We start from the raw sequence: 22,135 nt of genomic DNA on the forward strand, positions 1-22,135 counted from the left end.
TATTCAACAGAAAAGGAAGTGGGGACATGTTCACCACAACTAGTCTTGTGATTTGTGCTGAGAAAATCGGAGATCATCAATACAGCATTTGGTGTACAGATGAAGCTGGCACCTTTCTTTCGCTTAAGCAATGGCAGCAATACGCATTTATTTGGCATACTTCTTCCTTTTATGGCACCGATTTGCGTGTATCAGACAATTGTATTCTGCTTTCGCCGTGGCAGGCGGTCGAATTTTTTGGCAAACAACCGGTCAACTCTTTGCTCAATATTTCCTTTTCCAGCGATCTTGACCAGACATCGCAAACAGCTGAACTGATTTTTCAGCTTGTTCAGACCGGTAACTTCATGCCTGACTATTCATCTTGGCAAAAAGGAAAGATGGGCTGGAAGCCGAAGGATAAAACGGTTAAGGAAATTGATCTTCCATGGTTTTCCGCTGCCGTTTCTGACCTTTTGGAAAGAAGCGCAGGAGCGAAACGTGCTTGGGATCAGCTTGTCGAAACATATCCTTTGCTCACATCATTTGAAGGGCATTTTCTTGATGAACAGGACTGGCTTGAGAAAATAGGCTGGCGATTAAACGATCGGCCGTTTCAAATCGGCTTCCGTCTAAATGAACCTGAACAGGATGGCGGCATTTGGAAGATGGAAATGTTTTTGCGTGATCAAACAGACAAAAATTCTTTGCTTTTATACAAAGGGAAAAGCTCGCTGCCGGCTAAATGGCGGAAATATACGGACACAATTGAGCGTGAACAGCAGCGCCTTACTGCAATCGTCCCATGGCTTGCATTTGAAAATGGAGAAGCTCTATTAAGCGAACAGGAGGCGTGGCGTTTTTTATTTGAAGCAAGCGAAACATTCATCAAATCAGGCATCGAGATTCTTTTGCCATCCTGGTGGCAGGCGGTGAAGCAATCGAGCCTGGCATTGAAAGCGCATGTGAATACAGTCCCGAAAGGAAGATCGTTTGTCGGGATGAATTCCCTCATCGACTTTAATTGGCGGATCGCAACAAACGGCGTGGAGCTGACCGAAGAAGAATTTGAACAGCTGGTTGAGCAAAAACGGCGGCTCGTCAACATACGGGGAAAATGGGTCATGCTTGATCCGTCAATGATCGAGCAGATGAAAAAAATGCTGAAGCGTGCAGAAAAAGAGGGCCTCCACATTTTTGATATTTTAGAGCAGGAATTTGGGCGAAATCGCGAAGAGGGGGACGAGCTAGAGCGCCCATTTGCTGGGATCGAAATCAAATTAAACAGCACATTAAAAAAAATGGTGAAGCAGCTGGGGGAGCTTTCGGAAATCCCTTCCGTAAGCATGCCGAAGCATTTCGCCGGCACCCTCAGACCTTATCAAAAACAAGGCTTGGATTGGCTGTTATTTTTACGCCGCTTCGGTTTTGGCGCATGTTTGGCAGACGATATGGGGCTTGGGAAAACAGTGCAGATGATTGCTTATTTTCAATATGTAAAGGAACGGGAGAAGCCGGAAACGCCCGCACTGATCATCGTGCCGACGTCCGTGCTCGGCAACTGGCAAAAGGAAATAGAAAAATTCGCGCCTCAATTAAACGTTTATTTACATTACGGCCAAAACCGGAAAAAAGGCGAAGCATTTCAAAAAAAGGTTTTGGGCTCCGATATTGTTTTGACGTCATACGGCTTGAGCCACGTAGATTTTGACGAACTTTCTTCCGTTCATTGGTCCAGCCTCTGCATCGATGAAGCGCAAAATATTAAAAACGCCCATACGAAACAATCGCGATCTATCCGGAAATTGAACAGCCATCAGCGCATTGCGCTGACAGGAACGCCGATAGAAAACCGTTTGACGGAGCTTTGGGCCATTTTTGATTTTATCAATAAAGGTCTTTTAGGAAGCCTTCACCAATTTCAGAAGCAATATGTGCTTCCGATCGAAAAAGGGGAAAAACCGGACAAAATTCAAAAACTGCGCAGCATGATCAGGCCGTTTCTGCTTCGAAGAACAAAACGCGATGAGCATGTCGCACTGAATTTACCGGAAAAACAAGAACAGAAGGAGTACGTGCCGCTCACCGTCGAGCAGGCATCATTATATGAACAGCTTGTCAAAGACACATTTGAGGAAGTAATGAAAGCGGACGGCTTCGAGCGGAAAGCACTCATTTTAAAAATGCTGGGCAAGCTGAAACAAATTTGCAATCACCCCGCTCTTTATTTGAAGGAAGAGGCTGTTTCTACTCTTCAAGGCCGGTCTCATAAAATCGATAAGCTGCTTGAATTAGTTGAAGCTATTTTGAATCAAGACGAAAGCTGTTTAATTTTTACCCAGTACATTCAAATGGGGAAAATGCTGAAAAACTTGCTTGAAAAAACATTTAAAATAGACGTTTTATTTTTGCACGGAGGCTTATCCAAAACAGAAAGGGACAAACTTGTCGAGACGTTTCAAAATGGAGGCAGCCGCTTATTTATTTTGTCGCTGAAAGCTGGAGGTACAGGATTAAATTTGACAGCCGCCAACCACGTTATCCATTTTGACCGCTGGTGGAACCCGGCCGTTGAAAACCAGGCAACCGACCGCGCCTACAGAATCGGCCAAAAGCGGTTTGTCCACGTACATAAACTGATTACCACCGGCACAATTGAAGAAAAAATCGACGACATGATCGAGAAGAAACAAGCTTTAAACGAAGAATTGATCCAAAGCGACAATTGGATCACCGAACTTTCAACAGAAGAATTGAAGGACTTAATAACGCTGAGGAATGAAGAAAGGTGATAAAGCGTGTCTGCATCGATCGAAAACGACTGAGGAATGAAAAAAGAGATAAAGTGTTAAAATGTAAAGCTTTTTAAAAAGTGACTATGTCTACTTTAGCGACTTCTTTTATCAAAGTTTGAAAGCAAAGGGATTATTCCATTCTTAAGCTGTTAAAAAAGGAGGGAATCTTCTTGGCAAAAAAAGATTCTAAAACGGAAACACATGTCCCGGAATGGGAAAAACTTTATGAAGAATTAATAAAAGCTGCAAATAAATAAGAACTCTTTTAACCACTCTTTTTGGGAGTGAGCAGCGGAGTCTATACACCACAAAAAAAGATCTGGGAGTCTTATCAATTTTAATGAGGCTGAGGCAAAGACCGAAAGCTGGAAGCAGTCTCGACGAAACAGCATAAATACATTAAAAGGAAGCCAAGAATGGAGCGGTTGAAGCTTTTATAAAATGAAGCATCATTTTCATCTCTAAAAAATTTGAACAAAATGGATCAAAACGTCATTTCTAAAAAACGGCTCTTGCCTTTCATTAGCTGATAATTCCTTTCCTCTCAACAAAACAGCCAGCCTCAAAAAAACGGCTGGCCAAAGGTTGAGGGAGCTTTTAGGGGATGCCTTGTGATTTTTTCTTTTCACTGGAAGGAAAAAAGCGGACGACTTAGCTAACGGAAGTCCATTTTCGATTTGAGTCAAAAGGTGGACTTTCTTCTCATAAGATTGATTTTCGTTTCTTCTGCGGAATCAAAAGCAAACTTACTTTACATCAAACATGCCTTATTTTGCTTAAGACGAAAAGGATTGTTTTTCCTCTAAAGTCAGACTTACTATGCCTCAGACTGTTCAGGTGCGGATTCCGGATCGAAAAGCTCTCTTGCCCGCATTCTTTGCGGCGGAGTGCCCATAAATCGAACGGAATCCGCAACAACTTCTGTTACGTACACTTTTTTGCCCTCGCTGTTTTCATAGTTGCGCGTTTGAATTCTTCCGATTACGCCAACGATCGATCCTTTCCGGCAGTAATTTGCAGTATTTTCAGCTGTTCGTCTCCAAAGTGTACAATGAACAAAATCTGTGTCGATTTCCCCTGCCGCATTGCGAAAGTTGCGGCTCACAGCCAGCGTAATATTGGCAACAGGAGCCCCTTCACTTGTATAGCGGATTTCAGGATCCTTTGTTAATCGACCGACGAGCGTCACATGGTTGATCACATCATCCCTCCCTTCTCGTAATGTGCACCCTTATTGTAGCTGAAGTTAAAAAAATAGAAAAATGTCTATTTTTAGATTTTTCCGCCTTTAACGACGTTGATTTTCTCATTTTCCTATAGCTATTTTTCGAAAATAAACAACGATTTATTAATTTTCGCGATTTTTCATATTTTTTGTCGCAATGAAGGAAAAATGATTCGACCCATAGATGTGTATGTTCTGCAAGAGCTTTGAGAAGATTGGAGAAGATTTCATTTGCTCATCGATGATTTCTTCTTTATAGCGAAGAGTTGTGTGGTCGTATGTAAACAATTGAACATAAAACTGCTTTTCTTGCATACCAAACATTACCCGCAATATTGACAATTTATCCTCCATTTGAAAATATACATCAATTACCGCATCGCTCGGGATTTGAAAATAATGATAGCTAAGCTCATTTTCGGAAAAATCGCCAATCCTCAACATCATGAATTCCTTATTTCTAGTTCTATTTTCATGACCGCGGATAATATGAATTTTTTTGAGTTTATATTTCGTCATCAAATCCCCCCTTAGGCCTTTTTAAAAAAGTATAATCCTTAATGTCAAAATTATCTATATTTACGAAATATTTGTAATATATGTATTTTAGTTCATTTTTCCTATAAAATGTCGAAAATTCTCCATATCTCTTGTATTTTCTTCATTTTTCAATTTCGTTCTAATACTGAACGTTTATTTTATTGATCTTATTACGATCTGACGATGCCTTCTTTTTCCTTTACCATATTTTTTAATGGTATGGAAAAGTTGGTGGAATCGTGAACGCACAGCAAAAATTTCAAATGAATATGAAATTTTTCCGAAAAGAAAAAGGATGGACTCAGAAACAGCTGGCCGAAAAATTGAATATGACAAGATCAGTAATCAGCAAATTGGAAACTGGAGTGCAGCAGCCTAGTCTGGAGCAGCTTGTTTCGATTAGTGAAGCACTCGAAATCAGCATTGATCATCTAGTTGGTCAAGGCGGTACCCCGAGCATGTTGGCAGAAGTGCTTGAACCATATCGGTCAGAAAAACATTTGGAGGAAGTAATTGACTTTTTAATAAAACATCCCAATTTATACGATGCGATTAAAAAATTAGCGAAAACGAATCATAATCAACAGCAATTATCCCAGTATGTTGCTACGATGATTCATGAACTGTTGAAAATAGAGTAAAGGCTGACTTTTGTCAAGCCTTTTTTATTTTATGTTATAATAAAGCATAAACTCTAGTTGGGGGCCTTGAACCATGAAAACCTTTAAGCTTGTCGAATTGAAAGTTGAGAGGAAAGATCAGGAAAACCGCATCGAAAATTTACCTCTTGCTGATGGGCTGATCATTAATAAAGAGGACGGCGAAAATTCGTGGTTAATTGAGGCGCTTCTTTCTAAACAGTTTCGTCCTTATTTTGAACACCATTTGCAAAATAATGATGAACTCAAGCTTTTAGCCACGATTACTAAAAAAAATAACAGACCCGCTCATATCATTGCAAAAATTCGTTCGATCACTATGTTAAAGGATCATATTTCTGTCCTATTTGACGGCAGAATTTATAATAACCGAACTTCCAAACAGGAAGCAGAAATGGTCCTCAGAGAACTAATTTCAAAAGGTCTATCCGGACAAGAGCTGCTGGAGGCATTTAGTAAAACAATCCATAAAATCCATGATCCAAAAACTAAATGCCGATTTAAAAAAAATTGAATAGTCCTCCATGAAAAAGGATAGTCATGCGTATTTAATGAGAAAGCCAGCAAAAATCCTTGGACCAGATTTGCCTAGATGAAACCGCAGATGCTCCACATCTAATCAATTTTAACTTAAATCAGTTATGAGACACCTCATTTAACTCCTAAAAATAAAATAGAAGGCACAGACGGCCTTCTTCAATTATTGATTTTCTTGTTCTTCGTTGTTTTCGTCGTTATTATCGTCGTTATTATCGTCGGCAGTATCATCTTGATTGTTATCGGCGCCTTCTTCATCATCCGGTGGCAATTCTTCATCTAAAGTATTCCCGTTATTGTCTTCATCTGTTGGACCTGTATTTTCTTCTGTATCGTTATTATTGTCCGGAGGGACCTCATCATTCGTATTGCACCCTGTCACCACCATCAACGCCATTAGCATGCTAATCAACATGTACATCCATTTCTTTTTCATATGATTGCTCCTTTCCTATTGTTCATACGTTCTTAACATGCCCAAGTATTTTTAACACATTCAACAAATTTTTCTAAAACACAGATTGAATTTTTCAACCTTCAGTATATGATGACATAGATTGAAGAAAGGATAAGAAGAAATATTCGTAAAAGAACGATTTCGAAAATAAACTTTTGCAATCCAACATTTTCATATCCAAATGTAAAAAAGAAGAGAAAACACCTCAGAAGGGCTCATAATCGGGGAAAAACAAACGAAAGCAATATTTTCAACATCAGAAGAAATAAAAAATGAAGATATAGAGATGAATACACCGTACTGGAGCACATCGAAAATTTTGGGAGAGAATACAGAAAGAAGATCTTTTAAGATGCAAATACATTCAAAACGAGATCAATACAACAGCCTCCTTGAAAACTTTTGAAAAAAGCGGCTGTCTAATTTGCCTTTTTAATAAAAAACAGATGCCATTATAAGGCACCCGTTTATTTCACAGCAAACGTTAATTCAGCTTCACAAGCGATTTCGTCATCAACCTTTGCAATTCCTTTTGCTTTTCCGATCGGACCCCGCTGTGCGATCATTTCCACTTCCAGTTTTAGTTGATCCCCGGGGCGTACTTGTCTTTTAAAACGGCATTTATCAATGCCAGCAAAAAGAGGGAGCTTCCCTTTATATTCTTCTTTTTTCATCATGGCAACGCCGCCTACTTGAGCCAGTGCTTCAACGATCAAAACGCCTGGCATAACCGGATAATCCGGATAATGTCCGTTAAAAAACGGTTCATTAATTGTGACATTTTTGATGCCGACCGCCCGCTTGCCTTCCTCTAATTCAACAACTCGATCGACTAGCAAAAACGGATATCGATGTGGTATGATCTCTTTTATTTGCTGAATATCCAACATGAAGATGCCTCCTTAAGGATTAAAACGATAGTCTGTTTCCGCAGCTTTTTATGGCTCTAATGAACGAATTATGCCCCATTTTTTCGTCTCCCGAGCTCCGGCATCTGAGCAATGCATCAGCTCGTTTCTTAGAACCAATCTTGCAGAAGATCTTAACAAGGAGGAAAATTCCCCCAGCCTTTCATCAAGTATATTAGAATTACGCGTCCTTTTCAACAAGATCTATGATGTGCTGCCATGTAGACGGTTTAAGTGCATCTAGTGGACGTCCGTCCCCCAACACTCCATATCCGATCATCGCACCGATTGCCATGCTGATGACCATTCCAAAAACAAGTAAAATGAGACGAAGCCAAATTGGAATAAGCCGGACTCGTGTGCGCGTTTTTCTCTTGACTCCGTCCTCTTTTTTCGCTTTTTTCCGTTCTTCCCTTGTTAAAATATCAACTTTTTCCTGAGCAGCCATCATAAAAACTCCCTTAAAAAAATAACAAGTTTTAAAAAGCTGCTACAGCAGCTTCTTTTAAGGTCAAAGATCAAAAAGACCTATTTCTATATTCACGGTGAACACCCGTTTAAGGCTAGAGGTAAAACTTGTTAAATTGCATTTTGCCGATTTTCAACTGTTCAACACAATTGCAGAAATCGCCCTATTACCTCACCGTGTTGATTAGTCCAAGCATTTGATCGCCGATCGTGATTGACCGAGCATTTAGTTGGTAGGAGCGTTGTGCGATCATTAAGTCTGTAATTTCTTGAGTCAGGTCGACATTTGAGCTTTCCAGAGCCCCTTGCCGCATGCCGATTTCCGTCCGCAAATCCCCTTCCAAATTCGTCAGCACATCTGTGATGGGCACGTTTCCTAATTGCTGTAAGCCGTATATATTATTGCCGAGTGAAATCATCATGCTCGGACGATCTACTCTGACAACTCCAAGATTAACCGTTTGCGGTAGTTCTCCTTCATTCCGTGGCGCTGCTGTAAGCGTCCCGTTTGCAGAAATGACAATATCTCGAATATCTCCGTCCAAGTAAATCGGGTTTTGATTTTCATCAAGCACTCGGTAGCCGTCTTTCGTCACAAGCATAAGGCGGTTCGTACCATCGTTTGCAGGAGATAAATAAAGAGCACCGTCTCTTGTATACCGGACCTCGCCGTCTACTTCCACTTGTAAAAACTGATCCTTGTGTAAAAGCGCAACATCTAGCTCTCTGCCTGTCGTTTTAATAGCGCCTTGATGAAAGACAAGCTGTTTATCCAGTCTGGCGCCGACGCCAAGACGAAGGCCGTAATCAGTCAATCTGCCTGTTTCTTTTTGAAGATCCGGCTGATTGTTCAGCTCTTGTCTCATCAATTCGTGAAAGGTTGTGCTCGTTTTTTTATAACCGTTTGTATCGATATTCGCTAAGTTATGACCGATTGCATCCAATTGCTGCTGTAACTGATTCATCGTATTAGTCGCTGTAATCATTGAGCGGAGCATTTACAACACCTCTTTGTCAGCCGATGCGGCCGATTTCATTGACTGCTTTGTCCATACTTCTGTCATATGCTTGCAGCACCTTCTGATTTGCTTCAAAAGAACGATAGGCTGTCAGCATATCCGTATAAGCCCTTGCAACATCAACGTTGGAACGTTCAATATATCCTTGGCGCAGCACATATTGCACATTGCCGTTTCCAATTGCACTTGGCAGCTCTGTTCCGTCAGCCGTTCGAAACAAGCCGTTCCCTTCATTGACAAGATTGCGGACATCATCTTCAAACCGAATGCCGATCGTTTGACCTGTGTATTGTCCGTTTTCCAGAACTTCTCCTTCAGGCGTAATAGTAAAATCGTTTCCTTCAATAATAATCGGCGTTCCGGCTACAGACAGGACAGGGTTTCCTGCCATTGTCAGGCGGCCTTGCTCATCAATCGTAAAGTGGCCGTTTCTCGTATATTTCACTTCACCATTTCCCGTTTCAACAGCAAAAAAGAGAGTGCCTTTTAAATTCGTTTCTTCATGAATTGGAACCGCTTCTTCCACTAAAGCTACATCAGTCGGCAAATCAGTTGCACGGATATCCCCTTGGGTAAATAGTGGAATCAATTCTTGCATATAAACGCCTGTATTGACAGATCCAACTTCCGAAATATTTGTCACACCGTTTTTTGTTTCAATTCTTGACAAAAGCATTTCCGGAAAAGCCCGTATTGCAGCCCGGTCAGATTTATATCCCGGCGTGTTAGCGTTGGCTATATTGTTTGAAAGCATTTCCGCATGGCGCTGCTGTGTGAGCATTCCTGCTGCAGCTGTATAGAATCCTCGAAGCATGATTTTTCACCCCATCCAACAAATCCGACATGTTCTCCTAATTTTATATTATAAAGGACTTTTCGATGATTCTCATTACAATTTTTTTATTATCTTATAGGTAAAAGATCACAATTTTCTGATAGGTCTTTTATCTTCCGTCTCCTTTCCAAACTGTTCATAAAGAAATATCATTTGGAAGTTGGGAGCTGAATGGGTATGTAAAAGCAGGATTGGTCTTTCAGATTTGAATCGAGTAGGAGGGAGCGATTAACTCCCGTCCTCTCACACCACCGTACGTACGGTTCCGTATACGGCGGTTCAATTAAGATAATTGACGCAAGTCTTTATAACTTCCGTGAATAGCTGTTCTCTTTATGCCAGTGGTCACTCCACCCTCCAAGAGATCTCCCACGGGATTCACCGCTTCCTCCCTCAAGTGAGGTACTACGTTTTCTGTGTTCATCATGACTCACTGAATGCCAAGGGCTATTCTCTCTTAATTGTTCGGTCCTTCTTAGTTGTTCTAGACCAACTAATACTATGACCTCTGCTGACTTCTGACGGTTCAGCTATCTATCACTAGATAGGTTACCAAGGTTACTTGGCGTGCCAGCCAGACCTCCCCGGGTAAGAGTGTAATCTTTCCTTCCATCCATCTGCTTCATTTACTCTGTATCACCTTCGGCAGAAAGGGCTTTGTTTTGTCTTGCAAACTCACCCAGTGATACCTAGCCTCATATGAAGTTCGTGTTCCGAGAGACCCAAAGTTTGCCGCTCGCTTCCTTCAGATTCCGCGTCACCACGGACACCCTTGCGTTAAGCTAACTGCTACTTCTGCCTTCGCAGCTCGGGACTTTCACCCTATAGATTACACCCATGCCGGGCGCACAAGTAAAAAAATCGGCGTAAAAGCCGATTTCTAAAAAACTTATTGCTACGATTTTGTTATATAAACTTTCTTTTTGGCAGTTTGTCCATGTTTTCAAGCATGATTCCTGTTCCGACAGCAACGCAGTGCAGCGGATCATCCGCTATGGTAACCGGAACCTTCAGCTCTTCAGACAAGAGCAGATCAAGCCCATGCAGGAGTGCTCCGCCGCCTGTTAAAATAACACCGCGGTCAATGATGTCTGCAGACAGCTCAGGAGGTGTGCGCTCCAACACATTTTTAGCTGCTTGAATAATGGCTTCGACAGGTTCTTTTAATGCTTGCTCGATTTCTTTCGACCTAATAGTGATCGTCCGAGGCAGTCCTGTGACCATATCACGACCCCGAATATCGATTTCTTCGTCGCGTGCACCTGGAAATACTGTTGCCGCTTTCACTTTAATATCTTCTGCAGTTCGTTCACCGATCAGAAGCTTATACTCCCGTTTAATATAATTTAAAATTTCAAGATCAAATTTGTCTCCAGCCACTTTCAAGGACGAGGCGGTAACGATATCACCCATGGATAGTACAGCTATGTCCGTCGTCCCGCCGCCAATATCCACCACCATGTTTCCACTCGGCTGGAAAATCTCCATCCCAGCGCCAATTGCAGCTACTTTTGGTTCTTCCTCTAAAAAGACTTGCTTGCCGCCGCATTTTTCAGCTGCCTCTCGGATCGCTTTCCGCTCCACTGAAGTAATGTTTGTCGGGCAGCAAATTAAAATCCGCGGCTTTGATATAATGCCTTTGACATTTAACTTATTCAAAAAATGTTTGAGCATTGTTTCTGTAATATCAAAATCTGCGATGACACCATCCTTCAGCGGGCGTATGGCAACAATATTGCCAGGTGTACGGCCAACCATACGTCTCGCTTCCTCGCCAACCGCTAACACCTTTCCGTTGTTGCGGTCAAGTGCCACAACAGAAGGCTCATTTAACACAATGCCTCTGCCCTTTACATGAATCAGCACATTTGCTGTTCCTAGGTCGATTCCTACATCTTTTGAAAACATATTATTATGATCCTCCCTTGCCAATCATCATCTCTCCAACTAATATCCTAATTTCTTATTGTATCATATAATTGCATAAAAAGTATGATTTTGTAAAAAAAGACAAGATTTTCGGAGAGATTTGTCGGTTGGCGTCGAGAATCATCATCGTTTTATCGGTTCTTTTTGCTGTTCTTCTTTTTTATATTTTAATTTTGTTGCTTCTCCGCCACGAAGATGGCGAATCGATTTATGATAATCTAGTATTTTCTTTACTTCGTTTGCTAAATCAGGATTTATCTCCGGCAGCCTTTCCGTTAAATCTTTATGGACGGTACTCTTGGAAACGCCAAACTCTTTCGCGATTACACGAACAGTTTTTTTCGTCTCCACGATATACTTTCCAATCTTGATTGTGCGTTCTTTGATGTAATCGTGCACACCACTCGACCTCCCTAATGTGGATGTGAGAAGTGTGAAATGAGATTCGCATGCACAGTGTATACAGCTATATACATGATGTAGAATCTAAAGTTGCCATTTTTGCTGTATTGATCATCTATCTCCACGATCCCTCACCTCAAACACTCTCTTGTTAGGTTTGTAACATTTTATTAGCTTGGGTGAAGATATATTCTTGAAAAGTCAAGAAGGACAAGGGATTTATGAAAATTTATTTTCCACTTAAAGTCGAGGTCATGTTTCGACACTTTTCATTGATTAGTTTTTCGACGATATACGCCAATCATTTTCCGGGAAATATGTATAATTCCAGTGAAAAAAAGAAAACATCTGCTCCTTTTTGGAACAGATGTCGAGAAATGGAGAATGGTTTGATTCTTATGACAAAACAGAAAAACATTTTTGATGAGCTCTTCGGCAATGTGGACAAGTTCTCTCTTGCTTTTTTATGTTCCTAAAATATTTGACTTGTTCAGGCTTTTATTAGCGCAGATACCGAAATTGTTCAGACCTTATCGGGTCTATTTAATAAAATTTCGTTCAATGATCATACATATTCACTTTCCAACTTTCGTTTATTCATCATATATGCCAGCTCCGACTGAAATTTGGCGTATGATGCGCATCTGCTCAAAATAAAGCTTTTGAGCCTCTTGAACGGAAACCGGCTGAAAGCGAATCTTTGCCCCTGGCACTGCTTGAGCAACGTACATCAAATCCACTGTAATGACTGTTCCGATTCTCGTATATCCGCCCGTTGTTTGCCGATCAGCCATTAAAATGATCGGCTGTCCGTCAGCAGGTATTTGAATTCCGCCAAGGGGAGCAGCTTCCGACAAAATGTCGGCAGGCTTTCTATGAGAAATTTTCGGCCCTTTCAGCCGATAGCCCATTCTGTCCGATTGCGGTGTGACTTCATATACAGAAGAAAAAAAAGTATCGATTCCTTCTTTTGTAAACGCCTCTTCATGTGGACCCGGGACAATGCGAATGGTCATGTGCTTTTCGTATTTCGGGATAAGGGAAGGGGATAACATTCGGCCAATCGTGCTTGTTTTTACAGCATCTGAACCCATGATTACATCCCCTTTTTGAAGGGCTCTTCCATTTAATCCTCCTATTCCCGCTTTTAAGTACGTTGATTTGCTTCCCATGACCTTAGGGACGCTAATTCCGCCTGCGATTGCGATATAGGCTCTCGCTCCGCTTTTTAAACCGGTAAAAGAAAGCTGATCTCCCTTTTTCAGCAGCACGCTTTTCCATAACGGAGCGTCTTTCCCATTGATTTTTGCCGCTAGATCGCCTCCGCATATCGCAATCACAATATCACGGACGGCCCTTAAGGAAGGACCTGCGATTGTTGCCTCCAGCACCGCTTCATCTTTTCGGTTGCCGACTAAAAGATTTGCGATTTGCATGGAAAACGAATCCATAGCGCCGGCAACAACAACTCCGTATTGCTGATAGCCCGTTCTTCCTAAATCTTGAACAGTCGTTAACAAACCAGGCTTTTCAACTAACAATATTTCTTTCATCATTTTTCGCTCCCGGATTGACAATACGAATATTTTCTTCTTCCAGTTTGCTTTTTAAAGCTTCAGCAAATGCTAATGCCTTCGGACCGTCGCCATGGATGCAGATTGTATCAGCTTGAATGGGGATGTCATGCCCGTTTATTGCCGCTACTTTTCCCTCCTTCACCATACGGAGAACTCTTTCTACCGCTTCCTCTGGATCGTGTATGATTGCATTTTTTTCTGATCTTGAAGTTAATGTTCCGTCAGGCTGATACGTTCTGTCGGCAAAGACTTCATGCGCGACCGTAAGCCCGATCTTTTCCCCCGCACGGCAAAGGACGCCTCCTGAGAGTCCATATAGGATAAGCGACTCGTCAACATCTTTTACTGCTTGAGCAATCGCCTCCGCTAACGCCTTGTCTTTTTCAGCCATATTGTATAGAGCACCGTGGGGCTTCACATGGTTCAGCTTCATCCCTTTTGATGCCGCCACAGCCTGCAAAGCTCCAATTTGATAAACGACCATATTGTAGACTTCCTCAGGAGATACTTTCAATTCCCTTCGTCCGAATCCGGCTAAATCGTTCAACCCTGGATGAGCGCCTATCGCCACATCAAACTTTTTCGCAAGCTCTACAGTCCGCATCATGACATTATGGTCGCCGGCATGAAATCCACAAGCAATGTTGGCTGAAGAAATACAGCGAAGCAGTTCTTCATCATTGCCAATTTTAAAATGGCCGAAGCTTTCCCCTAAATCGCTGTTTAAGTCAACAGATATCATGTTTCTGCCGCCTCCTTTTTATATTTGACCACTTTATATGAACCCTTTAGCACCTGCTGTTCAATTTTTTCATATTCTCTTTCCGTAATGGGGACAAATCGGATGTAATCGCCGGCTTTTAGCAATATTGGATCTTGTTTCTGCGGATCATACAATTTGACAGGCGTTCTCCCGATGATTTGCCAGCCTCCCGGTGTTTCCAAAGGATAAATCCCTGTTTGCTCCCCGGCAATTCCTATTGAACCGGCAGGAATTCTAGATCTGGGTGTCTTTTTCCTCGGCGCCGCAATTCTTTTGTCCATTCCGCCTAAATATGGAAAACCTGGAACAAACCCAATCATATAAATCAAATAATCGGAGGATGAATGAATCTTCACTACTTCTTCTTCCGACAATCCATTCGTTTCAGCAACAAACTGAATATCTGGCCCTGCCTCCTTGCCATATAATGTCGGAATTTCAATGACTATTGGATCCGGCACTGGCATGCTTTCTATCTTTTCTCCAATTTTTAAAAGCTTTTGAGAAAGTTCATCGTACGAAATAATATTTGGTCGATAAAAAACAGCAAGGGTGGTGTAAGCAGGAACCCATTCGACTATTCCTTCAATGCAGCTTTGTTCCAGCCAATATACATATTGGCGGATTTGTTGATAAATTGCTTCGGAAATCTCCGTACCGAATTGAATGATGATTCCTGTATCACCAAGCGGTTGAATCGAAAATTCCACCGTTTCCACCCTCCTTTTGAAAAAGTGCTTTTACGCAGCAAAACACTTACTTTTGCAGCTTCTGTGTAAAGCTTGTCAACCCGGCCAAAACGGCTGCTGCGGATGTTTTTTTCAGCACTGGTGGATTGCTGCTGTTAAGCAAGTTTTCCAGTCCACATAAATCGTTAATCGAAACGTTCGTATCAAAAAGAAATCGACATAAAAAAGCCCCTATCACTCAATGGAAGCAAAAATTTATTTAATACTCTGGTACGCAATTAAAATATACATACTCGCAGATGGCAGATCTGATTGAAATTCTTTCGCTGCACAAACTGCCAGAAAAACAGGATCGCCCATAATCATGCAATGAACAATTTTCCGCAGGAAAATTCAACACCAGTCTATAGATTCAGCCAAATTTAAACAGCCGAACAATCATGTTCTAAAAAAGGATTGCAGTTTGCTAAAAAGACGCTTTTTTACTCAACTGGCGAATGAAAAAGAAACTAAAATACTATATTGCGAGCGGAGATACTGTTAATACGTTCAATCGGCTACACGTTTCCCCACTATCACTAAATCTCGCTCAACACCGTCCAGTACCGCTACACGGGGAAAGTGCCCCCAATCGCGGAAGCCATTTTTGTAAAACAGCTTTAAGCTCGGGATGTTGTGCTTGAAAATAAAGCCAAGCAAATTTTTTATTTGGAGGCTTGGAGCCTTTTCTATAGCGGTCTTCAAGGCAAAATCGCCGATTTGTTTTCCCCGGTACTGTTCATCAATGTAAATGCTAATTTCCGCAGTTCCGTTATAAGCAGGCCTTCCATAAAAGGATTGAAAGCTGAGCCAGCCAGCTACGCTTCCATCCTGCTCGATCATCCACAACGGTCTCGTTTTTGGATTGTGCTCATGAAACCACTGTATACGGTCTTCCACTGAAATAGGTTCAGTATCAGCTGTCACCATCCGGCTTGGGATCGTTGAATTGTAGATCGAGACGATTTTAGGCAAGTCATGTATCGTTGCATCTCGAAAGCGAATATTTTCCACGTGCTTCTTCCTTTCTCCTGCTTAGATTGATTCTATTATATATGGAATAAAGTGAATTTTCGATAATCGCTTCACATTATGTTTTGAAAAAATGTTTCGGCAAGCCTGCTTTCTCGCTTGCACCTTACCGTACGTTGTTTCTTGTACCGTTTATGAAAAATTTTTCGGTCTGTTCTTTATGAAAATTTCAGCGCCTATGCTCATTTAATTTTTACCAGATATGATTTAGACAAAAAAAAAACCTACTCGTTTGAGTAGGATTGTATTGGTTAAGGTTTAGTTGTAGAATTATCAGATTTTTCTTGTTCTGAATTTTCTTTTGACTGAGATTGTTCTTCATCAGGCTGAGTTTCATCTGATGGGGCTGTTTCGTCTGAAGTAGCTTCCTCTCCATCTTTATTATCTTCTTTTTGTGCTGCCCCGTCAGAAGGCTCTTCAACAGATTTTTCAGTTAAACTTGTTAACGGCTCGTCCATGTAGTTTAATGGATTGTAGGCTTTACCGTCTTTGCGGATTTCAAAGTGAACATGGACGCCAGCGTCTTTATTGAATTGGTTTTTCCCAGCTTGTCCGATAATTTCTCCTTGTTTAACTTTGTCGCCGACCTGTACTTTCGTATCGGCAAGCGATTGGTAAATGGTTTTTACACCGTTTTCATGTTCAATTTCTACGACATATCCTAAAAGAGAATCTTTTTCAGCTTTTGCAACCGTTCCGCTTAAAGATGCAGTGACTTCAAATGCTTTTCCATCATTTGATGCGATATCGATACCTTGGTTTGGATGGTATGTGTTATTATGGAAGACAAGTGCCGTTTCTTGTTCTTTTTCTGAAGCATTAAAGTCATAAAAGTTTGTTACTACCTTCACAGCATCAGGATCGATGGCCGGCATTTTGAAGTTTTCGACGGATTGATTTACTTCCACCGATTGATCTTCATTATAGGAAACGTCTGTACCATCGTCCGTTGATAAATCGTTTGCATCATTGTTGCGGATTGCTTGATACCATAAAACGGCTGTTAAAATAACGGCTGCACTGACTAAATAAATAGCAGGAAAAACCCATTTTTTTCTGAAAAACTGTTGGAACTTCGAGCCTTGAGAAGTACGTTTCTTTTCTTCCTCTCTCATTGTTCATCACCTCAGCAACCATTGTGAACAAGTTTGAGAGAATCTATACATCAAAATAAAATTTTTTCTTTTATTTTTTGCTATTTGTTTTTTTCTATGCATATTGTTGAAAAATATTTGAAGGAGTTTGGATCATGAAGAAGTTTGCGGTATATGTAATCAGTATTTTACCGATTATGTATATGGCGGTCATTTGGATCTTGTCGAGCTATCCAGCTGACACTTTCGTCAAAACGCCGTTTTCGTTCGACCATTTATTGAAAGAGTCGCTTCATCTCATTGAGTTCGGAATTCTTTATTGGCTTTTCATTTTCGCCTTCGCTGTCCATGAAAAGCTTACAGAAAAATTAAGTTTCGCCTCAGCGATGATCGCTGTTTTTTACGGGCTGTGTGATGAAATTCATCAATATTTCGTTCCCTCAAGATCTGCGACAATCATTGATCTTATTAAGGATACAATCGGTGTTTTCGCATCCTACTATATCGTCAAAATCTTTTATTTCCAAAAAGACGAATCGAAGCTAAAAACGTTTTTTTGCAAATTAGCAGCATTAAAAAGATCCCAGCGCTTTTAAGGCTGGGATCTAAAAAAGAATTTATCGAGTCGATCAATATTTCATTTAGTTCGAAATGAAGTTGGCAGCTTAATGGCACTATCAGCGGTAGCCCTAAAGAAACAAATGTGAGAACACCGATTACCGATTTTCTCACAAAACGCACCGATTTTTTTATTTTTTCGCCATATATTTTGATAAAAACGGGTTGGCTTGTGAAATTTCAATTCCCTGGTAGTAATGTGAGACAATCTCTTTATAATTTTTCCCTTCCTGCGCCATAAAATTGGCACCGTACTGACTCATGCCGACTCCGTGTCCGTATCCTTTTGTCGTAACAATAATTTGGTCGCCTTTCAATGTCCACGAAAAATCCGTTGACCTTAGACCTAGCTTTTCTCTTATTTCCCTTCCAGTAAACTTTTTCCCGTTAATTTCGACTAGAGCGACCCTGTGTCCTGGCGTCCTTTCGATAATTTTTCCAATTGAATTGCCTTTCCCTATTTTAATCCCTAATTTTTGTTCAAACTCTTGAACGGTGAATACCTCCCTGGCGAGAAATTTTTCCGATTTCTCATCCCAAGGGCTTTCTACGCTTTTTAAATAAGGAAGGGCGTTCGGCCAAATGGCCTCCGAATTTTCCGTATATCCATTACTCGTTGAAAAAAAAGAAGCATCAATCGGCTTGTCGTCATACGTTAAAATTTGGCCTCTTGTTTCGGCAACAGCTTCTTTAATCTTTTTTATTTTCCAATCAAAATCTTTTTTCCAAATTCTCCTTAATTCTTCTTCATTTTTATAAACTTGATGGAGCTCAGTATCCGTGACTACCGCTCCTTTGGGAGAGCCGACATTTTGGCCCGTAAACAGCTCTTTCACGATGTACGTTCTAGCAGCTAAAGCTTGAGCCTTTAACGCTTCTTTTTCAAATTCTGCGGGCATCTCGGCGGCGACAACACCGACCACATATTCTTCAAGCGGAACTTCATCAATTTTTTTTTCTTGGGAACGATAAATCGGTACAGAAACTTTTGATTCCTTTTGTAGCACATCCGTTGTTTTCTTCTCGGCTAGTTCCTCGCCAAGCGTAGCTTTCGTCTTTTCGGCAAACGGGGCTACCAGCAAACTTGGCACCATCAAAATAATGAAAAATATTGCTGCAAAAAAAAGAAAGAACGGTTTCACTCGTTTCATATTACAGCCCCCATTTCTTTTATCGCTGACTTCAGTAAAGTTTATGGGGAAGGACAACCTTTTATGACTGAAATCGGAGATGCTGTTTGCAGGGGGAGTTTTATGTATAAAACGAAAAAATATGAAAAAAATAAGCGGGTAATACGAAAAAGAAGCTAGCATCTCCTAAAAGAGGCTAGCTTCTTTTGTGAAATTATACATTTAAATTCGTTGCAACGGCTTGTTGTTCAATTGCCGGGATGTCTGCTTCATCATTGACGCGTTCAATATCTGCGCCAAGTTCTTTTAACTTCTCATGAAAACGGACGTAGCCGCGATCTAAATGCTTCAGCTCCGTAACCCGTGTATACCCTTCTGCAGCAAGCCCGGCTAAAATTAATGCAGCTGCCGCTCTTAAATCGGTTGCCGTTACTTCTGCACCTTGAAGCTTTACAGGACCGTTGATGATACAAGAGCGGCCTTCGATTTTAATATCCCCGTTCATACGACGAAATTCTTCTACGTGCATAAAGCGGTTTTCAAATACCGTTTCGGTAATTACGCTAGTTCCGTTTGCCTGAAGCAGCAGGGCCATCATCTGAGACTGCATGTCAGTAGGAAAACCTGGATGAGGCATTGTTTTAATATCCACTGCCTTCAATGTTTCCGGACCAATGACACGAATGCCTTCTTCTTCCTCGATAATGGTTACGCCCATTTCTTCCATTTTCGCAATTAATGATGTCAAATGCTCCGGAACTGCTCCTTTTACAAGGACATTCCCTTTCGTAATGGCAGCAGCAACCATAAATGTTCCTGCTTCAATACGATCTGGAATAATTAAATGCTTTGCACCGTGCAAGGAATCTACACCTTCAATTCTGATAGTACCAGTGCCTGCGCCGCGGACATTTCCGCCCATTTTGTTTATAAAATTCGCAAGGTCGACAATTTCAGGCTCCTTTGCACAGTTTTCGATTACAGTTGTTCCTTCTGCAAGTGCGGCTGCCATCATAATGTTTTCTGTTGCGCCGACACTTGGGAAATCCAAATAAATTTTGGTTCCGCGAAGTCTGCCATTCACTTCTGCGTCAATAAAGCCGTTGCCGACTTTTATCGTTGCACCCATCGCTTCGAAGCCTTTCAAGTGCTGATCAATCGGACGGGATCCGATGGCACATCCTCCCGGCAAAGCAACACGTGCACGGCCTTTGCGGGCAAGAAGAGGTCCCATAACAAGCACAGATGCACGCATTTTTCTAACATATTCAAATGATGCTTCCGTTAAAAGCTCTCCGCATGCATCGACAACTACTTGATTACCATCAAAACGAACCTCTGCTCCGAGATAGCGGAGAACTTCGTTTATCGTGTAAACATCGGAGAGCTTAGGAACATCACAAATTTCACTCTTTCCTTCACTAGCTAATAAAGATGCAGCGATGACAGGTAAAACGGCATTTTTAGCTCCTTCGATCTTTACTGTACCGTTTAACTTTCGACCGCCGCGGACGATGATTTTTTCCAAGGTATTCCCCTCCGCGTCCCATTTTCTCTATATTAATATTCAGTTGTAATAATAGGTGTTCCTACTGTTACAGTAGTTCTTTCGCCCATTCCTGCACTTCTGAGCGAAATTTGAATGTTCATCTTTCCATTTTTCGTTTCAATAGAATGATCCCAATCGTTTGTAAAACCGGATATGGAAACGAAGCGTTGCTCGTTTAAGCTTTCCACCGGTTTTGCATGAAACCTTTTTAAAAGGTTATTTGCCTCAAAAAACAAAACACCTTCCATCTTATCATCTGTATAGCCTTTGACACAAGTGAAAAATGTAGGATTTCCAGGAATTTTGTCGAAAATGTGACGGTTAAAATAGCGCTCCAGCTTCATCCATGCACGGCCATTCCAACGTTTCCCTGTTGCTTCATATATAACTTGAATTTTCGGGCTTGCTTTTGCATGAGGTTTAATAATTTGCAATGTTTCAGTGATCTGCTTATCGCTGTTGTAATAAGTGCCGGTCCACTTTTCAAAATTACCGTTTTCCAAGTAAGACCAATTAAATTGACGAAACTGTGTGTAGATTCGTTTCACTTTTTTGCTATTTTGGGGAAAAGAAAATTTTGCAAAAATTGACCATTCTGCCACATCTATGTTTTGTTGATGAAATTGCTCCACGATTTCCTCTACGTGAATATCGTGTCTTTCAGCATTCGTTCGTTCTGTGTGCCAAGCTGACAAAAGAAAACCGAATAAAAATATGAAAATAAAGACAAAATATAAATTTTTCACCGCCATCACCCTTTCCTTATTAAAAGTGTTGCCGGAAAGGGTTTTGGCATACGTGGAAAAAGTCGTCAAGATTAGACAACAGCCTTTATGTATTCATTGTCCCTCGACATGTTTAAAAAAGATATTGCAGCTGCTGTGACCAAAAAAAATAGTTCAAGAAAAAATTGCTCACTGATGACGCAATGGCGATGGTCAATAAAATGAGCAAAAGCCTTGTCTCGACAACTCTTCCTTTGCGAATGATTTTTTCAATTTGAAGAGCCTGTAAAGCCCGCCAAGTTAGAAAAATAAATACTAAATTTACTATGATGCTAATGAGCGCCTGCTGGCCTAGCCCCGCCACATTACTCCTCCTTCCGAAATCTTCCTTTCTTGTTTCACAAACCCACTTTATTATATAAAAATCTTTCCTATTCATGCACACTTTTTATTTGATTTTGTGAAAAACAATGGTTAGGCAGTTTTTTCATGTTGTTATTTCTTATAAATGAAGCATTCATTGATGTGGAATGTAGATAGGAGGTCAATTCGTTATTTTTGGATTTGCAGTTTTAGAGTTGAATGATGCGATTACATGTTGTCCATTTTTTGCTGTCAATAAAAGTAAGTTGCCGATTTTTTGCATCCAGGCTAGTGCCAACATTGCAAAATAGCCATCATCATGATCTTCCTAGTTTTTTCAAAAAAGACGGCCCGAACGGAAATGCCGGGACGTCTTAAATGAGAAATTAAAATTTCTTTTTCGCCACGTTAATACGATTGATAGCACGTTGCAGCGCCAGTTCAGCGCGTTTAAAATCTATGTCTTCCTGCCCTTGGCCTTTGCGCTGCAAGCGTTCCTCAGCACGTTTCTTTGCAGCTTCCGCGCGGGCAACATCGATATCTTCAGCTCTTTCAGCTGCTTGTGCCAAGATCGTGACTTTATCAGGGCGAACTTCCAAAAAACCTCCGCTGACAGCCACGAGTTCTGTATTATTTCCTTTTTTCAGCCGAACTGCGCCAATTGCAAGCGGCGCAACCATTGGAATATGACCAGGCAAAATTCCAAGCTCGCCGCTTTGAGCTTTGGCGCTGACCAATTCTATATCCGCATCATAAACTGGGCCATCGGGAGTGACGACACTGACTTGTACGGTCTTCATATT

At 41.1% G+C, this 22,135-nt stretch carries 23 protein-coding genes; 4 read left to right on the forward strand and 19 right to left on the reverse strand.

The genetic code is table 11. The features are described 5' to 3' along the window. Positions 1-26 precede the first annotated feature (26 nt). Positions 27-2,771: a DEAD/DEAH box helicase gene (locus NST97_RS11840; protein WP_341343287.1), complete on the forward strand. Its 2,745-nt coding sequence runs from the start codon at positions 27-29 to the stop codon at positions 2,769-2,771. Positions 2,772-3,591: 820 nt separating this feature from the next. On the opposite strand, the gene NST97_RS11845 is transcribed toward NST97_RS11840, so the two are convergent. Then, positions 3,592-3,975, reverse strand: coding sequence for a single-stranded DNA-binding protein (locus NST97_RS11845; RefSeq protein ID WP_063388989.1), 384 nt, complete (start codon positions 3,973-3,975; stop codon positions 3,592-3,594). A gap of 147 nt (positions 3,976-4,122) precedes the next feature. Next, on the reverse strand, positions 4,123-4,518 hold the full coding sequence (locus tag NST97_RS11850; RefSeq protein WP_117017298.1) for a hypothetical protein: 396 nt from the start codon (positions 4,516-4,518) through the stop codon (positions 4,123-4,125). A 260-nt stretch (positions 4,519-4,778) separates the two neighbouring features. Between NST97_RS11850 and NST97_RS11855 the strand changes: the two genes are divergently transcribed. Next, complete coding sequence (locus NST97_RS11855) at positions 4,779-5,180, forward strand: helix-turn-helix domain-containing protein (RefSeq protein ID WP_066248034.1); 402 nt, start codon at positions 4,779-4,781, stop codon at positions 5,178-5,180. A 73-nt stretch (positions 5,181-5,253) separates the two neighbouring features. After that, positions 5,254-5,712 (forward strand): YwpF-like family protein, encoded by a 459-nt coding sequence (locus NST97_RS11860; protein ID WP_063388992.1) that lies wholly within the window; start codon positions 5,254-5,256, stop codon positions 5,710-5,712. 186 nt (positions 5,713-5,898) lie between these two features. Here the strand turns inward: NST97_RS11860 and NST97_RS11865 are convergent, their stop codons facing one another. The 12 genes from NST97_RS11865 to NST97_RS11920 all read right to left on the reverse strand — a co-directional run bounded on the left by NST97_RS11865 (position 5,899) and on the right by NST97_RS11920 (position 16,968). Beyond that, positions 5,899-6,171, reverse strand: coding sequence for a hypothetical protein (locus tag NST97_RS11865; protein WP_341343288.1), 273 nt, complete (start codon positions 6,169-6,171; stop codon positions 5,899-5,901). A 488-nt stretch (positions 6,172-6,659) separates the two neighbouring features. Beyond that, positions 6,660-7,082: a 3-hydroxyacyl-ACP dehydratase FabZ gene (gene fabZ, locus NST97_RS11870; protein ID WP_094244697.1), complete on the reverse strand. Its 423-nt coding sequence runs from the start codon at positions 7,080-7,082 to the stop codon at positions 6,660-6,662. Positions 7,083-7,281: 199 nt separating this feature from the next. Continuing rightward, positions 7,282-7,548, reverse strand: a complete 267-nt coding sequence (locus tag NST97_RS11875) for a DNA-directed RNA polymerase subunit beta (RefSeq protein ID WP_066248025.1) — start codon at positions 7,546-7,548, stop codon at positions 7,282-7,284. A gap of 187 nt (positions 7,549-7,735) precedes the next feature. Further along, complete coding sequence (locus tag NST97_RS11880; RefSeq protein WP_066248024.1) at positions 7,736-8,566, reverse strand: flagellar hook-basal body protein; 831 nt, start codon at positions 8,564-8,566, stop codon at positions 7,736-7,738. A 16-nt stretch (positions 8,567-8,582) separates the two neighbouring features. Continuing rightward, the gene (locus NST97_RS11885) at positions 8,583-9,401 is read right to left on the reverse strand and encodes a flagellar hook-basal body protein (RefSeq protein WP_341343289.1); all 819 of its coding nucleotides are present in this window, start codon (positions 9,399-9,401) and stop codon (positions 8,583-8,585) included. A 927-nt stretch (positions 9,402-10,328) separates the two neighbouring features. After that, entirely contained in the window at positions 10,329-11,330 is a 1,002-nt protein-coding gene (locus NST97_RS11890; protein WP_063388998.1) for a rod shape-determining protein, read from the reverse strand. 144 nt (positions 11,331-11,474) lie between these two features. Further along, positions 11,475-11,750: a sporulation transcriptional regulator SpoIIID gene (gene spoIIID, locus NST97_RS11895; protein WP_063388999.1), complete on the reverse strand. Its 276-nt coding sequence runs from the start codon at positions 11,748-11,750 to the stop codon at positions 11,475-11,477. A 596-nt stretch (positions 11,751-12,346) separates the two neighbouring features. Beyond that, positions 12,347-13,306: a 5-oxoprolinase subunit C family protein gene (locus NST97_RS11900; RefSeq protein WP_340788952.1), complete on the reverse strand. Its 960-nt coding sequence runs from the start codon at positions 13,304-13,306 to the stop codon at positions 12,347-12,349. Further along, a complete protein-coding gene (locus NST97_RS11905) occupies positions 13,284-14,072 on the reverse strand; it encodes a LamB/YcsF family protein (RefSeq protein WP_094244703.1) in 789 nt (262 codons plus the stop codon). Before NST97_RS11905 ends, NST97_RS11900 begins: the two co-directional genes overlap by 23 nt. Next, positions 14,069-14,803 carry a 5-oxoprolinase subunit PxpB gene (gene pxpB / locus NST97_RS11910; protein ID WP_117017303.1) on the reverse strand — a complete coding sequence of 245 codons (735 nt, stop codon included), beginning with the start codon at positions 14,801-14,803 and terminating at the stop codon, positions 14,069-14,071. Before pxpB ends, NST97_RS11905 begins: the two co-directional genes overlap by 4 nt. Positions 14,804-15,331: 528 nt before the next feature. Further along, positions 15,332-15,835: a GNAT family N-acetyltransferase gene (locus NST97_RS11915; protein ID WP_066248016.1), complete on the reverse strand. Its 504-nt coding sequence runs from the start codon at positions 15,833-15,835 to the stop codon at positions 15,332-15,334. Positions 15,836-16,104: 269 nt separating this feature from the next. Further along, a complete protein-coding gene (locus NST97_RS11920) occupies positions 16,105-16,968 on the reverse strand; it encodes a M23 family metallopeptidase (RefSeq protein ID WP_144597825.1) in 864 nt (287 codons plus the stop codon). 134 nt (positions 16,969-17,102) lie between these two features. Between NST97_RS11920 and NST97_RS11925 the strand changes: the two genes are divergently transcribed. Continuing rightward, complete coding sequence (locus NST97_RS11925) at positions 17,103-17,543, forward strand: VanZ family protein (RefSeq protein WP_339193578.1); 441 nt, start codon at positions 17,103-17,105, stop codon at positions 17,541-17,543. A gap of 153 nt (positions 17,544-17,696) precedes the next feature. Here the strand turns inward: NST97_RS11925 and spoIID are convergent, their stop codons facing one another. The 5 genes from spoIID to NST97_RS11950 all read right to left on the reverse strand — a co-directional run bounded on the left by spoIID (position 17,697) and on the right by NST97_RS11950 (position 22,132). Then, positions 17,697-18,716, reverse strand: a complete 1,020-nt coding sequence (gene spoIID / locus NST97_RS11930) for a stage II sporulation protein D (RefSeq protein WP_066251285.1) — start codon at positions 18,714-18,716, stop codon at positions 17,697-17,699. Between the two features lie 193 nt (positions 18,717-18,909). Beyond that, on the reverse strand, positions 18,910-20,223 hold the full coding sequence (gene murA / locus NST97_RS11935) for a UDP-N-acetylglucosamine 1-carboxyvinyltransferase (RefSeq protein WP_341343290.1): 1,314 nt from the start codon (positions 20,221-20,223) through the stop codon (positions 18,910-18,912). A gap of 32 nt (positions 20,224-20,255) precedes the next feature. Beyond that, the gene (locus tag NST97_RS11940; protein ID WP_341343291.1) at positions 20,256-20,990 is read right to left on the reverse strand and encodes a YwmB family TATA-box binding protein; all 735 of its coding nucleotides are present in this window, start codon (positions 20,988-20,990) and stop codon (positions 20,256-20,258) included. A gap of 112 nt (positions 20,991-21,102) precedes the next feature. Beyond that, the gene (locus NST97_RS11945; protein ID WP_162877012.1) at positions 21,103-21,333 is read right to left on the reverse strand and encodes a DUF1146 family protein; all 231 of its coding nucleotides are present in this window, start codon (positions 21,331-21,333) and stop codon (positions 21,103-21,105) included. A 385-nt stretch (positions 21,334-21,718) separates the two neighbouring features. Beyond that, on the reverse strand, positions 21,719-22,132 hold the full coding sequence (locus NST97_RS11950) for a F0F1 ATP synthase subunit epsilon (protein ID WP_340734327.1): 414 nt from the start codon (positions 22,130-22,132) through the stop codon (positions 21,719-21,721). Positions 22,133-22,135: the final 3 nt, after the last annotated feature.

The organism is Aeribacillus sp. FSL K6-1305 (assembly GCF_038050115.1).
Classification (GTDB): domain Bacteria; phylum Bacillota; class Bacilli; order Bacillales; family Aeribacillaceae; genus Aeribacillus; species Aeribacillus composti.

What these genes read in the sequence shown, in the direction of transcription:
- NST97_RS11840 (WP_341343287.1), top strand. Translation starts at nt 27, where the DNA reads ATGTTCACCACAACTAGTCTTGTGATTTGTGCTGAGAAAATCGGAGAT.
- NST97_RS11850 (WP_117017298.1), bottom strand. Translation starts at nt 4,518, where the DNA reads ATGACGAAATATAAACTCAAAAAAATTCATATTATCCGCGGTCATGAA.
- NST97_RS11860 (WP_063388992.1), top strand. Translation starts at nt 5,254, where the DNA reads ATGAAAACCTTTAAGCTTGTCGAATTGAAAGTTGAGAGGAAAGATCAG.
- NST97_RS11865 (WP_341343288.1), bottom strand. Translation starts at nt 6,171, where the DNA reads ATGAAAAAGAAATGGATGTACATGTTGATTAGCATGCTAATGGCGTTG.
- fabZ (WP_094244697.1), bottom strand. Translation starts at nt 7,082, where the DNA reads ATGTTGGATATTCAGCAAATAAAAGAGATCATACCACATCGATATCCG.
- NST97_RS11875 (WP_066248025.1), bottom strand. Translation starts at nt 7,548, where the DNA reads ATGGCTGCTCAGGAAAAAGTTGATATTTTAACAAGGGAAGAACGGAAA.
- NST97_RS11880 (WP_066248024.1), bottom strand. Translation starts at nt 8,566, where the DNA reads ATGCTCCGCTCAATGATTACAGCGACTAATACGATGAATCAGTTACAG.
- NST97_RS11885 (WP_341343289.1), bottom strand. Translation starts at nt 9,401, where the DNA reads ATGCTTCGAGGATTCTATACAGCTGCAGCAGGAATGCTCACACAGCAG.
- NST97_RS11890 (WP_063388998.1), bottom strand. Translation starts at nt 11,330, where the DNA reads ATGTTTTCAAAAGATGTAGGAATCGACCTAGGAACAGCAAATGTGCTG.
- NST97_RS11900 (WP_340788952.1), bottom strand. Translation starts at nt 13,306, where the DNA reads ATGAAAGAAATATTGTTAGTTGAAAAGCCTGGTTTGTTAACGACTGTT.
- NST97_RS11905 (WP_094244703.1), bottom strand. Translation starts at nt 14,072, where the DNA reads ATGATATCTGTTGACTTAAACAGCGATTTAGGGGAAAGCTTCGGCCAT.
- NST97_RS11920 (WP_144597825.1), bottom strand. Translation starts at nt 16,968, where the DNA reads ATGAGAGAGGAAGAAAAGAAACGTACTTCTCAAGGCTCGAAGTTCCAA.
- NST97_RS11925 (WP_339193578.1), top strand. Translation starts at nt 17,103, where the DNA reads ATGAAGAAGTTTGCGGTATATGTAATCAGTATTTTACCGATTATGTAT.
- spoIID (WP_066251285.1), bottom strand. Translation starts at nt 18,716, where the DNA reads ATGAAACGAGTGAAACCGTTCTTTCTTTTTTTTGCAGCAATATTTTTC.
- NST97_RS11950 (WP_340734327.1), bottom strand. Translation starts at nt 22,132, where the DNA reads ATGAAGACCGTACAAGTCAGTGTCGTCACTCCCGATGGCCCAGTTTAT.